Here is a 15042-nt window from a genome sequence, read left to right on the forward strand (position 1 = left end):
CTCTGTACCTGGATTGGCTGACGCCTTCCGGGGGGCCGCCTACGCGGGAATGACGGCAATGGGGGACTGCGCTCGGCGCAGGCCTGCAGAGCTGTTAGGGCCGCCTACGAGCGGACCTTGAACCCCAGTCGCTCCAGCAGCTCGGGGCGGTCGCGGAAGGCGGCCTTGGCGAGGTCGCGGTACCGCGCGATCCATTCTTCGAGCGCCTTCACAGCCCGGTCGCGCCCGTCCGTCGCGTCCTGCGCCTCGCCCTGCTCGCCCGTCCGCGTGCCGCGGCCGAGGCACACAACGCTCCGCCCGAGGCACGCACCGTGACTTCCGAGGCATGCCGTGCCTCTCCCTAGGCCCGTTGACTCCTCCCACATCCGGCCTGAGGCAAACGTGCCACCGTGTAACAGGGGGCCGCTTAGCCACCTGGGGGGATTGGCGGGAGGGGAGGGCGGGCAACGAAGACGCTGGTGCTCGGCCGAGGCAAGAGCGCTTACGCCCCGGGTCGAGCTACAGCGGCGGGTTACACGGGCCCGCCGCCCGAACCGCGTTGGAGCCGCTTCTCCTCGCGACGGTGTTTGATGTCGAGCGCGACCCCCATGGTGGCCGCGCTCGTGAAGCCGACGAACGAGACCCGAGCCAGCGTCCCTGAGGTCGACCAGTGGAAGTCGAAGAGGAGCATCAGGCTGACGGACAGCATCCCGAGCCCGAACAGGAGGCGAGCGAGCAGGCGTTCGTTCATCGAGACCAGAGTCGGGGCAGGAGAGTTGCTGGGTCGTGTAACCAGTGACCGCTCAGCCGCAGCATGCTGACGACTGGCGGGTGGGACGAAGCAAGGATAGTGATGGCGTGAGGACGAGCCGAGGACGCTGAAGCGTGCTGTCGGCCTGCAGCGGTGGGTGCTGCGGCCAGAAGGCCGTCTTGTGAAGCGGACGCGAGCTATCCCCTCAAGCGGCCGTCAGGCAGACAACAACGACAGGCTCACGACCACCGAGTTCATCGTCACGTGCAGAGCCAACGGATACCCGAAGCCGAAGGCCACCCTCGTATACCCATAGATGACCGCGCTGAACAACTGAGGCAGGGTCAGGATCGGAAGCAGGAGCACCGTGGTCAGCGTGACCTCGTACTTCGTGATGTGCATCCAGGCGAAGACCACGCACGAGAGGTAGAAGATGACCCGGAAGTGCTGTGCCCAGAACGCGGACACCCGATCCGCCACCCGCTCGCGCCGGAGCAACGGGAACAGGACGACGCCCAGCAACCCCGACACGGCCACCCGGACCGCGAAGCTCTCGTCCACCATCGAGATCTTGGTGCCGTACACCGCCTTCGTCAGGACGTAGTACGTGAGCACACTCGCGGTCACCGCCAGGTACGTCGGCCGGAACACCAGGGACAGCCGGAACCCCACCTCCTCGAAGAACGGAAGCACCAGGCCGGCCAGCAGCAGCAGCACCGCCGGAGAGAAGCGTTCGGCCATACTGGCGCTTTGCACGTTCTCTGGGTCATGCACCAGCGCGAAAAACAACGCCACCGGGACGAGAGCGACGATCTTGAGGACGTACAGCCCGATCGTGTCGTACACCTTGAACCGGGTCGACTTGTCCGTTCTTGGTTCGAGGTGGGGTCGCTTCAGGAACGCGACGACGTCCTTCAGCAGGGAGCGGTAGTACCCCGGCTTCACCAAGGGATAGGTCATGTGGCCGAGGATCTGGATGCCGACGGGGCGGCCACCCGAGACGCGACGGTTCGACGATTGTTACAACGCGTGCGCGCGGCGTCCTCCAACCGAACGGACGGCCGCCACACCGACCGTCCCCTCCAGCGCTCCTGCTATTCCGGAGCGGAGCCACTACGTTGGCGCCCTCGGTCCGCCTGCCGCGGCGGGTTCTGCCGCCCCAGTCAGTGGTTTACTAGAGGGGCAGTCGCGATGACCTGGCAGTCACGCACTGCAGCTATCCCTTCCCAACTGGGCCACCATCCTTCAAAGATCCAGAGTGTCGCGCCTTCCTCCGCTGCCGCTTCCAACGCTGCGATCTCATCGCGGGCGATAGGACCATGGACGGGTAGCTCGTACAACTCGGCCGCTGGTATGCCTGACATGTCACCCACCGCGATGTCGAGTTCCCCTGGCGCGACGGTCCGCTTAAAGCCCTCCACGTAGTGCGCGCACCCACCAAGGTTCTCGCTATCACAGCGCCTCAACTCGGACGTTTGGGAACTGGCGCAGCCTCCGAGAGGAACCCCCAGCGCGAACAGAAGGACGGCCGGTTTCAATCGAGCGCAGGTCGGTAGAACAGATGGCGGCTCAGCCGCAACGGGCAGCGACCGCGAACGGTGGTGAGGGCAGCGTAGACGCCGCGGCCCGAACAGAGCAAGAGCGCCGAGCCCGATGTCGGCTGCAGCCGCGGGTTACAGCTACTTGGGAGGGTGTTGGTTCTGATGAACGATCTGCTGAACACGCTCGAAGGCTGCTGCCCTCGCCTCAACGGCCTCGGCCGATGCGAATCCTCGTTCACGGAGGAAAGGCAACTTCCGGGCGGCGCGGTCAGCCTCGCGCTCAACTTCGCGTTCGAGCGCTTGCAGAAGCGCACCGTGCTGGCGGTCGAGGTTCCAGAAGCGCTCTGTGAGGTCGTCGGTCCATGACGCGAGCCTGGCAACGCGCTGGTGGACCAGATCTAGGGTCGGTGGCTCCGAAGTCTCGGAGAGCGACGAGAAGAGGACGCCGCCCCCGATAGCGCCGTAGTCGATGTAGAACTCTGCAGCCCCCTCGGTCACGGTCCACTCGAAAGGCTCTCCGACTCCCTCCGCCAGCGCGGCCTCGACTCCGTCAAGCTCCGCCCGTGCCTCGTCCGTCGCGGCGCACCCGACAAACCGGAGCGTGAGGATCGAGGCCGCATCTGGCTTCGTCGACTCGGGGTCGGTATCGACCACCACGCTGAGGCGGTCGTCCTCACGCTCGAAGCCGAGCAAGACGGGGAGTACCTCACGCGCGCTGCTCATCTGGCAAGATGGTGGGGTAGCTGTATACGAGATTGCGGCTCACCCGCGTAGGGCAGCGACCGCGGACGGTGGAGGAGGCAACGTAGACGCCGCAGCCCGGACGAAGCAGGGCGCTCGCGCGTGCGGTCGGCCTGCGCGGTGGGTTCTACCGCGCGGTGGACTACGACGGCTCTGCGCTCTTCCGGAACTCGCGCCACACGACCACCACCCCCGAGACGAACATGACAGCCGACATCAATGCGATGGCGACCCCGACCTCACCCGCGTCGGTGCCGCCTACCGCAAGCGCCGACTTCAACCAGACGTAGAGGTCCTGGAAGCCGCCGAGGATGATGACCGGCAGCATGAGGACGAAGCCAAGGGCAACCCGAACGTTCATAGATGAGCAGGAAGGGAGCGCGGTAGAACAGTGGACCGCTCAGCCGTCCCAAGCTGAGGCTGCGGCGGTGGGGCGAAGCTACGGAGACACAGAGGCCCGATGGAACCGGGAGCGCTGGCGCTTGGGGTCGGCTTGCAGCGGTGGGTTCTACGGCCCCGAGCACAGCGTTGGGCTAGTGATACTCAGCAGCTTCGAGCGGAGTCATCATGCGAGGTGGGGAGTTGGGTCCGAACACGATGCCGTTGACATAGCTTTTCGAGATGAACCACCACCAGCGGCGGCTCGTCTTGAAGTGGATGTGGTGGCCGAAGTCGAAGGCGTAGTGCCAGAATCCAATCGGCACCTCCTCTCCATTCACTTCGCGTTTGACGATTCCATACTCCGGCCGCTCCAGCAGTTCGTCGGGACTGAGCACCAGCAGATCGGCTGCCAGCCCGTCTACGATCTCCTGATACTGCCGGTCGATGTCACTCATCTTCGATGCCGTAGAACAGATTTCCGCTCAGCGGCCGAGGGTAGAGAGCACGAAGTTAGATCGGAGCACCGGAAGCGCCGGTGTCTCGACAACACGAGAACGCTGACGCCCTCGGTGCGCCTGCAGCGGCGGGTTCTACCGCGCGGGGCCGGGCTACTCCAACCGCACCTCAAACTCGTTCGAGACCGCCACCGAGTCCGGGAGTGGGCACGCCCGGAGGTCCTCGCACCTCGCCGCCTCGTACGTAAGCCGCATCCGGCCGGCCAGTCGCCCGTCGTAGCTGCCCGCCGAGCCGATCAAATGCGGGCCGAACACGGCCAGCGTGTCGGTCCGGCTCCGGCCCGGGCCCACCGCCAACGAGACGCCGTCCGCCCCGAAGTCAAGGACCGAATACGCTGTCCCATCGATGGAGAACGCGGGTCGCAGGCCGTTCCGGTGTCGCCGGAGGTAGACCGTGTCCGGCGTCGTGTTCGTGAAACGGGCGACGAGGTCGAACGAGTAGGAAGAGACGCCGCCCGCAGGCCCGCTCGCGAGGGCGGTGTAGGTGACTCTGTCCGTCTGAATGGAGGCCGACGTGTCGCGCTCGATCTCCGGCTCACCCGCGAACGAGCACCCGGCGACGGTGAGGAGAGCGACCAGACGGAGCATGAGGGAAGCGCGGTAGAACAGATGGCCGCTTAGCCGCACGGGGCTGAGGGCAGGACGGTGAGCCGAAGCTATGACTGGCGATGGCGCTGGGACGGGCCGAGGACGCTGGCGCCCCGTGTCGGCCTACAGCGGCGGGTTCTGCTGCCCCCGGCACGATGCTACGAGACGAGGCCCACGATCAATACCGCGGCGACGACGACGTACCCGGTAGCGACAGCGATCCCGCTCCGCCGGACAAGCCCGAACACCAACACGCCCGCGACGCCGAGAGCCGCCAACCCGCCCGTGAGCATCCGGCTCGCGTACGCCTCGGCCGTACGGTAGTGGTCGCCGCCGTGCCCGACCATCGCCTCCGACCCGAAGTGGTAAGCCTCAACGGTGGCCGGGTCCGCCTCGACGCCGACGGCGTGCCACTCAGACAGGAACGCGGCGGCGAACAGGAGCACCGCGAACAGGCCCGGCACCGCGATCCAACGGGCGTTCCTTTCAAGCCAGTCGGGCATCAGCGTTCGCAAGGCAGCAGAACCAGTACTTCACCGGACCCGGGGTCCGGGGTAAGAGCGAGATCCGTCAGTATACGGGACTCGTGATCCCGGGTATGTACCGCTTCCAGGGCTTACTCCGGACCCGTTCTTGTCCACCGGGAGAATCGACCACGTGACCCGCTCACCCCACCCCGCCAGCAGGGTCGCCGACCTCGGCCCCCCACCGCCGCACGAGCGCGTGCGTGTAGGCGAGGGCCCGCTCCAGGTTCTGGACCGAGTTCCACTCGGCGCGGCTGTGGAAGTCGTGCCCGCCCGTGAACACGTTCGGCGTCGGGACGCCGAGCTGGGTCAGCCGGGCGCCGTCGGTGCCGCCGCGGATCGGCTCCAGCGCGAGCGTCGCCCCGATCGCCTCGCCCGCCGCGAGGGCGACCGAGATCGTGCGCGGGTCGGCCGCCTCGATGGCCTCGCGCATGTTGCGGTAGCTGTCGGTGACGGTCACGGAGACGGTCGCGGTCGGGTGCCGGTCGCCGGCCTCGCGCGCCAGCGCCTCGACGCGCGCGCGCTTGGCGTCGAGCCCGTCGGCGTCGAAGTCGCGGAGCAGGACGTGGACCGTCGCCGCTTCCGTCGTGGCCTCGATGGTGTGGGGGTGGAGATAGCCCTCGCGCCCCGCCGTCGTCTCCGGGGCCGGGTCGTCGGCCAGTGCTGTCACGATCTCGGCCGCGATCTTGGCCGCGTTCACGAGCACGCCCCGGGCATAGCCGGGGTGCACGCCGACGCCCTCGATCGCGAACACGGCCTCGGCCGCGTGGAAGGTCTCCACGTTGAGCGTGTCGGTCCCGCTGCCGTCGAGCGTGTAGGCGAGGTCGGCGCCCCAGCGGTCGAGGTCGACGTGGTCGGTCCCGCGCGCGATCTCCTCGTCGGGCGTGAACAGCAGCCGGAGGTGGGGGCGCGGGGCCGGGCGCTCGCCGCGCGCGACGGCGTCGGCCTCGTCGCGCACCAAGTCCTCCGCGAGCTGCATGACGATGGCCACGCCCGCCTTGTCGTCGGAGCCGAGGAGCGTCGTCCCGTCGCTGGTGATCAAGTCGTGGCCGACGTGGGCGGAGAGCGCCGGCTGGCGGGCGGGGTCGAGGACGAGGTCCGGGTCGCCGGGGAAGGCGACGGGGCCGCCGTCGTAGGCGGGGTGGAGGTGGGGGCGGACGTTCTCGCCCGGCGCGTCGGGCGACGTGTCGACGTGGGCGCACAGCCCGACGACGGGCAGGCCGTCGACCGGCGTCGGCGCGGGAAGGTCGGCGTAGACGTAGCCGTGCGCGTCGAGCTCGGCGGCCACGTTGAGCGCGGTCAGCTCCTCGACGAGCATCCGAGACAGCGCCAGCTGGCGGTCAGTCGAGGGGACGGAGTCGGAGGCCGGGTCGGAGGTCGTCCACACCTCGGCGTAGCGGCAGAAGCGGGCGACGACGGGGGGGAGGGCGGCGACGTCGCGCCAGGGGAGAGGCATCGGGCCGAGGAGACGAGGAGGGGAGGAATAGAGGAGAAGAGGATAGGGTCGGGCCGGCGGTCGGAGATCGGCTCCGCTCGGCGTGGCGGGTCGTGAGAATCAGGGGTCGCACTGGCGCGGCTCGGTCGCCAGCAGAGGGTGTCTCGTCGGGCGCCGCCTCTCCTCCTCGTCTCTTCCGCTCCTCCACCCCTCTTCTCCGTCCCGCCCTGCCGCTAGCTTCCCGGCCCGCCCCGCCGTCCACCGTGCCCGACGCCCCGATCGCCCCGCCCGCCCGTGCCGAGACCTCCGGCGACTTGCGGCGGCTCATCCTCGAGCACGCCCGGCACCTCCTCGTCGTCAGCGGCTACGAAGCGCTGTCGATGCGCAAGATCGCCGGCTCCGTGGGGTGCAGCGCGACGAGCATCTACCTCCACTTCGACAACAAGGACGCCCTCACGCACGCGCTGATCTCCGAGGGGATGGACCGGCTCCACGCCGCGCTCGAGGCCGCCGAGGCCGGCCACACCGCGCCGGCCGACCGGCTCGACGCGCTGTCGCGCGCCTACGTCCAGTTCGGGCTCGACAATCCCGAGTACTACGAGGTGATGTTCCAGCTCCACCCCGAGCGGATGGCGCGGTACCCCGTCGAGGACTACCGCCGCGCGCGGCGCAACGTCCAGCGCTTCGGGACGGCGCTGGCGGACGGCGTCGCCGACGGGAGCTTGCGGTCGCCGTCGGACCCGGACGTCGCCTCGGCGGTCCTGTGGACGGCGCTGCACGGGCTGGTGTCGCTTCACCTCGCGCGCCGCGTCGACGTGCGGATCGCGGGCGAGGAGCTGGTGGACGCGGGCGTGCGCCAGGCGCTCCGGCCGTTCGGGGTGGGGGCGTAGCAGAGCCTGCTGGCGGGAGGGCAAGGAGGAGCGGTGCCCGGCAGACCCCCCGCTCGGACGCACGTAAGGATCGCAAGCCGAGCAGGGCTGGCGTGGCGCGTCCAAGCTGTCCCCCTTGCCAAGGGGGACAGCCAGACCGCGCGCTGAGCGGAGCGATGCGCGGGCTGGCGGGGGGTCTGCCGAGCAGTTCGCCAGCGCGAGCGACGCCGGACGCCAGCAGAGGCCGCTAGGGGGATTTCGTCCCCCGCCCTCAGGGATCGCCGGAACCGGACGCTTCCGTTTAGCTTCACACTCGTTCCCCGGACCGCCCCGCTCCTCCACCCCCCGCCCATGGCCCTCCAGATTCATACCGCCGCGCCCACCACGAAGGGCGAGGTCGTCCTCGGAAAGACGATCCCTCAGCTCCTCGACGACGCCGTCGAGAAGTACCCGAACGCGAAGGCCTTCAACCAGCCGACCGAGACCGGCTGGCGGACGATGTCGAATGCCGAGCTCAAGACGGCCGCCGACGAGCTCGCGCTGGGGCTGCTCGAGAACGGGCTGAGCCGCCGGGACCACGTCGCCTTCTTCATGGACAGCGACCTCCACTTCGTCCTGGCCGACTTCGCGACCCAGATCGCCGGGATCGTCAACGCGCCGCTGTACACGACGTACGCGCCGGACAACCTGGTCTACGTAACGCAGCACGCCGAGGCGAAGGCCATGTTCGTGACGAACGAGGAGATGCTGGCCAACTTCGCCGGGTGGGCGGCGCAGGTGCCGGACGTCAAGCTGGTCGTCCTGTTCGAGGGCACGGGCGCCGGGGCCGGGCTCCCCGACGGCGTCACGCTCAAGACCGCCGACGCGCTCCGCGCCGAGGGACGGGAGGCGCTCAAGGCCGCGCCGAACCGGCCCGACGAGCTCCGAGACCAGAGCGAGGCGACGGAGCTGGCGACGCTGATCTACACCTCGGGCACGACCGGCATGCCCAAGGGCGTCATGCTGTCGCACCAGAACATCTCGTCGAACGTGCTCGCCGGCCTGCCGACATTGGGCGCGCTCGGCAACCAGGAGGAGACGATCCTGACGTTCCTCCCGATGACCCACATCTTCGCGCGGACGCTGACCATCGGCCACGTCGCCTGGGGCCAGTCGCTGTACTTCACGAACCCCGACCAGCTCGTCGCCCACCTCGCCGAGGTCCGCCCGACGATGTTCTCGACCGTCCCGCGCGTGCTCGAGAAGGTCTACGACAAGGTCTCGCTGGGCGTCTCGGAGGCGACCGGCCTCAAGCACAAGATCGGCAGCTGGGCGCTCGGGCTGGCGCGCGACTACGACCTCGCCAAGTCCGACGGCGGCGTCCCCGGTTGGAAGCACGCCCTGGCCGACAAGCTGGTGTACTCCAAGCTCCGAGAGAAGCTGGGCCTGACGCGCGTCAAGACCGTCGCGACCGGCGGCGCCGCGCTCCGCGCCGACCTGGCCCAGTCGTTCACGGCCTTCGGCATCCCGATCGTCCAGGGCTACGGGCTGACCGAGACGAGCCCGATCATCACCATGAACACGCCGACCGAGAACCGGGCCGGCACGGTCGGCCAGCCGATCGCTGGCGTCGAGGTCGCGATCGCCGAGGACGGCGAGATCCTGTCGCGCGGGCCGAACACGATGATGGGCTACTACAAGCAGCCCGACAAGACGGCCGAGGTGATGGACGACGACGGCTGGTTCCACACCGGCGACATCGGCGAGTTCACGCCCGACGGGTTCCTCAAGATCACCGACCGCAAAAAGGCCCTTTTCAAGCTGTCGACGGGCAAGTACGTCATCCCGCAGCCGATCGAGAACACGCTGACCGAGAGCGCGCTCATCGAGCAGGCCGTCGTGGTCGGCAACTCCCAGAAGTTCTGCACGGCGCTCATCTTCCCGAACATGGAGGCGCTGCCGGTCTGGGCCAAGCAGAACGGGATCACCGCCACGGGCGAGGCGCTCCTGAAGGACCCGGCGGTCCACGCCGAGTTCGAGCGGCTCGTCGCCGAGGCGAACCAGGGGATGGACAAGTGGAGCCAGGTCCAGCGCTTCCGGCTCGTCCCCGAGACGATGACGGTCGAGAACGAGATGCTGACGCCGACCATGAAGGTCAAGCGCGGCGCCGTCAACAAGGAGTACAGCGACTCGATCGACGCGATGTACACGGCGTCGGTGGACCAGGGCAAGACGGTGGCCGTGGTGGCCTAGCGGCCATCCGCCCCGGATCGATGAATCGATGTAACGGACGGCCCGGGCGCCAGCGCTCGGGCCGTCCGTGCGTCGTGGCGGCCGGGCGGGCGGGCTTCACGGAACGCCGCCACCCGGGAGGCATCCAACACTCGGCGGGCGAACCTGTCCCGCTTAACAGTGTTAACCGACACCCGCCGCCACGACCGCCATGGAGACCCCGACGCCCGACACCGCCCACGACGCCCCGGCCGGCGGCGACGGCGCCGCGCCCGACGCGCTCTCCGCCTTGCGCGCCCGCGGCGTCGACCTCGACAAGCTGGCGGCGGCGTACAGTGGCCTCGACGAGGCCGCCGTCGCCGCGTCGTACGGCGCCGTCGCCAAGTCGGCGCCGCGCCCGCCGCGGCCCACCTACGACCCGCCTGCGCCGAACGGCGACTTTTTCGACATCGACGGCCTGATCTCAGAGGAGCAGCGCCAGAAGATGGCCGAGCTCCGGGCGTTCATGGAGGCCGAGGTCGAGCCCATCATCAACGAGGCGTGGCTCGGCGACCGGACGCCGCTCGACGTCCTCGTGCCGGGCTTCCGCAAGCTGGACCTCCTGATGCCGATCTACGGCGAGGACCTTGAGACGCGCGAGCCGAACGGCTCCGTCATGGAGGGGCTCCTGACGATGGAGCTCGCCCGCATCGACGTGTCGACGGCGACCTTCTTCGGCGTCCACTCCGGGCTGGCGATGCAGTCGCTCTTGGTCTGCGGGAGCGACGAGCAGAAGGCCGAGTGGCTGCCTCAGATGCGCGCCTGGGACAAGATCGGCGCCTTCGGGCTGACCGAACCGCATGTGGGCAGCGCCATCAGCCGGGGCGTCCAGACGACCGCCCGGCGCGACGGCGACGGCTGGATCTTGAACGGCCAGAAAAAGTGGATCGGGAATGCCACCTTCGCCGACCTGGTCGTGATCTGGGCACGCGACGAGGCCGACGGCGCCGTCAAGGGCTTCATCGTCCGGCCGAAGGAGAACCCCGGCTACAGCGTCGAGAAGATCCGCGGCAAGATCGCCCTCCGCGCCGTCGAGAACGGGCTCATCACGCTCACCGACTGCCGCGTGCCGGAGTCCGACCGCCTGCAGAAGTGCGACGGGTTCGCGGACGTCGCCGAAGTCCTCAAGCTGACGCGAGCGGGCGTCGCGTGGCAGGCCGTCGGCTGCGCGATGGGCGCCTACGAGAAGAGCCAGCAGTACGCCACGACGCGGATGCAGTTTGGCCGCCCGATCGCCGAGTTCCAGCTCATCCAGGACAAGCTGGTCCACATGCTGGGGAACGTGACGGCGCTCCAGACGATGTGCCTGCGCCTGAGCCAGCTCCAGGACGCCGGCGAGATGACCGACGCCCAGGCCTCGCTGGCGAAGGTCTTTACCGCCGCCCGGTGCCGCGAGGTGGTGGCGCTGGCGCGCGACCTCCACGGCGGCAACGGCATCCTGATCGAGAACCACGTCGCCCGCGCCTTCGCCGACACCGAGGCCATCTACTCGTACGAGGGCACGAACGAGATCAACTCCCTCATCGTCGGCCGCCACGTCACCGGCCTTAGCGCCTTCGTCTAGTCGTGGAACGTTGAAGGTGCGGCGTTGAACGTTCAGACGCCCGCCCAAACAGTCCACCTTCCACTTTCCACCCTTCCACCCCTCCGATGGAAACCCCGACCCTCGACTCCAACGCCACCGCGCAAGCCCCCGCGTGGGCCTACCGCCCCTTCCGCACCGCCGCCGTCGTCGGCGCGGGCGTGATGGGCAGTCAGATCGCCGCCCACCTCGCGAACGCCGGGCTGGAGGTGCTCCTGCTCGACGTGACGCCCGAGTCGATCGGCCGCGAGGGTAAGAAAAACGATCTGGTGGAGGGCGCCTTCAAGGCGGCCACCAAGATGAAGCCGGCGCCGTTCATGACGCCGGCCGCCCAGAAGCGGATCACGCTCGGCAACTTCGACGACGACTTCGACAAGATCGGCGACGCCGAGTGGGTGATTGAGGTGGTCATCGAGCGGATGGACATCAAAAAGGACGTGCTCGCGCGGATCGAAAAAGCCGCCAGCGACACGGCCGTGATCTCGTCGAACACCTCGGGCCTGCCGATCGCCGAGATGTCGGAGGACCTGGGCGACGGCTTCAAGGCGCGCTTCCTCGGCACGCACTTTTTCAACCCGCCGCGCTACCTCAAGCTGTTCGAGGTCATCCCGACGCCCGACACCGACCCCGAGGTCGTGGCCCGCGTCACCGCCTTCGCCCGCGTCCACCTCGGCAAGGGGATCGTGATGGCGAAGGACACGCCCAACTTTATCGGCAACCGGATCGGGACGTACGCGATGCTGGGCGCCGTCGAGCAGTACGAGAAGAACGGGTACTCGATCGAGGAGATCGACGCGCTGACGGGCACGTTGATCGGCCACGCCAAGAGCGCCACGTTCCGCACCGCCGACGTCGTCGGGCTCGACACGTTGCGCCACGTGACGGCCAACCTCTATGAGGCGATCCCGGACGACGAGTCCCGCGACCGCTTCCAGGTCCCGGACGTCCTCCAGCGGCTCGTCGACCTCAAGCACCTCGGTGCCAAGTCGAAGGCTGGGTTCTACAAGAAGGAGGGCAAGGCGATCAAGAGCTTCAACGCGGTGACGGGCGAGTACGAGGACGCCGCCGAGCTCGGGTTCGACCCGAAGTCGTTCCGCGGCGGCTCGCTTGCCGAGACCCTGCGCAACCTGTGGGCCGACACCGGCCGCGCGGGCCAGTTTTTCCGCGACACCACGCTCGACCTCATCGGCTACACGGCGCGGCGCACGCCCGAGATTTCGGACAGCCCCGCCAACCTCGACCGCGCCCTGCAGTGGGGCTTCGGCTGGGAGATGGGCCCCTACCAGATGTGGGACGCGCTCGGCATCGACGCCGTCCGCGACGCGCTCGACGACGCCGAGATCCCCGTCCCGGCCTGGGTCGCCGACGTCCCGGTCCAGGGCTTCTACCGCGACACCGAGTCGGGCGTCCCCGAGGTGTGGACGCCGGGCACCGGCCGCTACCAGAGCGACCCCCGCCCGGCCGACGAGTGGGGGCTGACGTACCTCAAGGAGGACGCGAACAACACGCTGTGGGAAAACAGCGACGCGGCCCTTCTCGACGTGGGGGATGGGGTCGCCCTCTTCGAGTTCCGCTCGAAGTCCAACAGCCTGGGCTCCGAGGTCATCACGGGCGTGATGGAGGCGATCCAGAAGGTCGAGGACGACCGCGACCTGCGCGGGATGATCATCGGCAACGAGGGGTCCAACTTCTCCGTCGGCGCCAACCTCGGCGAGGTCGCGATGGCCCTGATGATGGGCGAGGTGAGCGACCTGGAGCCGTTCATCGCCACATTCCAGGAGGCCGTCTTCAAGATCCGCTACGCGACCAAGCCGGTCGTCGTCACGACGCACCAGCGCGTGCTCGGCGGCGGCTGCGAGATGACGATGGCGTGCCCGCACCCCGTGCTCGCGGCCGAGACCTACATCGGGCTCGTCGAGCTCGGCGTGGGCCTCATCCCGGCCGGCGGCGGCACGACCATGATGGCGGCGCGCGCCGCCGAGCTGGCGGCCGACCAGGATCGACCGAGCGAGATCCAGCCGTTCCTGCGCCAGCACTTCGAGACGATCGCCATGGCGAACGTGGCGACCTCGGCGTTCGAGGCGCGCGACAAGAACTTTATCGACGACAACGCCATCATCGTGATGAACGACGCGCGGCGGTTCCACGTCGCCAAGGCCGAGGTCACCCGGCTCAGCGAGCAGGGCTACCGCCCGCCGGCGGTCCGCTCGGCGATCCCCGTGCTCGGCGCGCCGGGCCGGGCCCAGTTCGAGATTGCGCTCCACCAGTTCGAGGAGGGCGGCTACGTCTCCGCGTACGACCACTACCTCGGCTCGCGCCTGGCCTGGGTGATGACCGGCGGTGATCTCACCGCCCCGGCCGAGGTCCACGAGGACTACCTGCTCGAGCTCGAGCGCGAGGTCTTCCTGTCGCTCCTGGGCGAGGAGAAGACGATGGCCCGCATCCAGAGCATCCTGACCACCAACAAGCCCCTGAGGAACTAGAGGGATCCGGCATGCGGGATCGAGGGAGGGGCAGAGCGCCCGCCCTCGGCCCGCATCCCTCCGTCCCCCATCCCCCCATCCCTCTACTGACATGCAAATCAACGAAGCCTATATCGTCGCCTCCGTCCGCACGCCGGTCGGGAAGGCGAACCGCGGCGCGCTCCGCAACGTCCGCCCCGAGCACTTGGGCGCGGTCGCCCTCAACGGCGCGATCGCCCGCGTCCCCGGTCTCGACCACGAGCTGATCGACGACGTCGTCCTGGGGTGCGCCTTCCCCGAGGGGCCCCAGGGCATGAACATGGCCCGGGCCATCGTCCAGAAGGCCAAGCTGCCCGACTCCGTGCCGGGCGTGACCGTCAACCGCTTCTGCTCGTCGGGCGTCCAGACCATCGCCCAGGGCTACAACTCGGTCGCCATGGGGCAGGCCGACTGCATCATCGCCGGCGGCGTCGAGTCGATGTCGAGCGTGCCGATGGGCGGGTTCTACTTCGCGCCCGACCCCCAGCTGGCGGTCGACGACCCCGAGTTCTACGCCTCGATGGGCATCACGGCCGAGAACGTCGCGAGCCAGTTCGACGTGAGCCGCGAGGACCAGGACGCCTTCGCCGTCGAGAGCCACCGCCGCGCGCTCGACGCCATCGAGTCCGGCCGGTTCGACGCCGAGACGGTCCCCGTCCCGGTCGAGGAGACGACGTATGACCCCGAGACCAAGACCGCGACCACGCGGACGTTCGAGCACACGACCGACGAGGGGCCCCGCGCGGACACCTCCGCCGAGGCGCTCGCGCGCCTGCGCCCGGCGTTCAAGGTCGGCGGGTCGGTCACGGCCGGCAACTCGTCGCAGATGAACGACGGCGCCGCGGCGACCATCATCCTGTCCAAAAAGCTCGTCGACGACCTCGGGGTCACGCCGCGCGCCAAGATGCTCGGGTTCGCCGTGGCCGGCGTGCCGCCGGAGATCATGGGCATCGGGCCTATGAAGTCGATCCCAAAGGTCTTGAAGCAGGTCGGGATGGACCTCAAAGACATCGACCTCATCGAGCTCAACGAGGCGTTCGCCAGCCAGTCGCTCGCCATCATCCGCGAGCTGGGCATCGACAAGGACAAGGTCAACGTCAACGGCGGGGCGATCTCGCTGGGCCACCCGCTCGGGTGCACCGGCGCCAAGCTGACGGCGACCCTGCTCCACGAGATGGAGCGGCGCGGCAACCGCTACGGGATCGTGACGATGTGCATCGGCGGCGGGATGGGCGCCTCGGCCGTCTTCGAGAACCTGATGGTGTAGTCGACCGCGCCCGCCTCGGCACCGAGGCGGACCCAGCGACGTGGGCGTCGGGGCGAGAGCTCCGGCGCCCGCGCTGCGTTGGGGGAGGGCAGATCCCGAAGGCGGGTGGACGGCGCTA

General features: G+C 68.8%; 14 protein-coding genes. 5 read left to right on the forward strand and 9 right to left on the reverse strand.

Features of this window, described 5'->3' with window-relative positions:
- Positions 1-104 precede the first annotated feature (104 nt).
- The 9 genes from ACLIRP_RS03705 to pepT all read right to left on the reverse strand — a co-directional run bounded on the left by ACLIRP_RS03705 (position 105) and on the right by pepT (position 6476).
- Positions 105-287, reverse strand: coding sequence for a hypothetical protein (locus ACLIRP_RS03705; RefSeq protein WP_412062613.1), 183 nt, complete (start codon positions 285-287; stop codon positions 105-107).
- 224 nt (positions 288-511) lie between these two features.
- Positions 512-730 carry a hypothetical protein gene (locus ACLIRP_RS03710; protein ID WP_412062614.1) on the reverse strand — a complete coding sequence of 73 codons (219 nt, stop codon included), beginning with the start codon at positions 728-730 and terminating at the stop codon, positions 512-514.
- Between the two features lie 216 nt (positions 731-946).
- Positions 947-1690, reverse strand: a complete 744-nt coding sequence (locus ACLIRP_RS03715; RefSeq protein ID WP_412062615.1) for a hypothetical protein — start codon at positions 1688-1690, stop codon at positions 947-949.
- Between the two features lie 719 nt (positions 1691-2409).
- On the reverse strand, positions 2410-2964 hold the full coding sequence (locus ACLIRP_RS03720; protein WP_412062616.1) for a hypothetical protein: 555 nt from the start codon (positions 2962-2964) through the stop codon (positions 2410-2412).
- A 190-nt stretch (positions 2965-3154) separates the two neighbouring features.
- On the reverse strand, positions 3155-3340 hold the full coding sequence (locus tag ACLIRP_RS03725) for a hypothetical protein (protein WP_412062617.1): 186 nt from the start codon (positions 3338-3340) through the stop codon (positions 3155-3157).
- 205 nt (positions 3341-3545) lie between these two features.
- A complete protein-coding gene (locus ACLIRP_RS03730; protein WP_412062618.1) occupies positions 3546-3848 on the reverse strand; it encodes a hypothetical protein in 303 nt (100 codons plus the stop codon).
- Positions 3849-4001: 153 nt separating this feature from the next.
- Positions 4002-4496 carry a hypothetical protein gene (locus ACLIRP_RS03735; RefSeq protein ID WP_412062619.1) on the reverse strand — a complete coding sequence of 165 codons (495 nt, stop codon included), beginning with the start codon at positions 4494-4496 and terminating at the stop codon, positions 4002-4004.
- A gap of 158 nt (positions 4497-4654) precedes the next feature.
- On the reverse strand, positions 4655-4999 hold the full coding sequence (locus tag ACLIRP_RS03740; protein WP_412062620.1) for a hypothetical protein: 345 nt from the start codon (positions 4997-4999) through the stop codon (positions 4655-4657).
- A gap of 163 nt (positions 5000-5162) precedes the next feature.
- On the reverse strand, positions 5163-6476 hold the full coding sequence (pepT, locus tag ACLIRP_RS03745) for a peptidase T (RefSeq protein WP_412062621.1): 1314 nt from the start codon (positions 6474-6476) through the stop codon (positions 5163-5165).
- 242 nt (positions 6477-6718) lie between these two features.
- Here pepT and ACLIRP_RS03750 point away from each other — a divergent pair, with 242 nt between their 5' ends.
- From ACLIRP_RS03750 to ACLIRP_RS03770, 5 genes are all read left to right on the forward strand, one after another.
- A complete protein-coding gene (locus ACLIRP_RS03750) occupies positions 6719-7345 on the forward strand; it encodes a TetR/AcrR family transcriptional regulator (RefSeq protein ID WP_412062622.1) in 627 nt (208 codons plus the stop codon).
- A 330-nt stretch (positions 7346-7675) separates the two neighbouring features.
- Complete coding sequence (locus ACLIRP_RS03755; RefSeq protein ID WP_412062623.1) at positions 7676-9556, forward strand: AMP-dependent synthetase/ligase; 1881 nt, start codon at positions 7676-7678, stop codon at positions 9554-9556.
- Positions 9557-9746: 190 nt separating this feature from the next.
- The gene (locus tag ACLIRP_RS03760; RefSeq protein WP_412062624.1) at positions 9747-11138 is read left to right on the forward strand and encodes an acyl-CoA dehydrogenase family protein; all 1392 of its coding nucleotides are present in this window, start codon (positions 9747-9749) and stop codon (positions 11136-11138) included.
- Positions 11139-11224: 86 nt separating this feature from the next.
- Positions 11225-13639 (forward strand): 3-hydroxyacyl-CoA dehydrogenase/enoyl-CoA hydratase family protein, encoded by a 2415-nt coding sequence (locus tag ACLIRP_RS03765; RefSeq protein ID WP_412062625.1) that lies wholly within the window; start codon positions 11225-11227, stop codon positions 13637-13639.
- Positions 13640-13730: 91 nt separating this feature from the next.
- Positions 13731-14924: a thiolase family protein gene (locus ACLIRP_RS03770; protein ID WP_412062626.1), complete on the forward strand. Its 1194-nt coding sequence runs from the start codon at positions 13731-13733 to the stop codon at positions 14922-14924.
- Positions 14925-15042: the final 118 nt, after the last annotated feature.

Source organism: Rubrivirga halophila (assembly GCF_046845755.1).
Lineage (GTDB): Bacteria > Bacteroidota > Rhodothermia > Rhodothermales > Rubricoccaceae > Rubrivirga.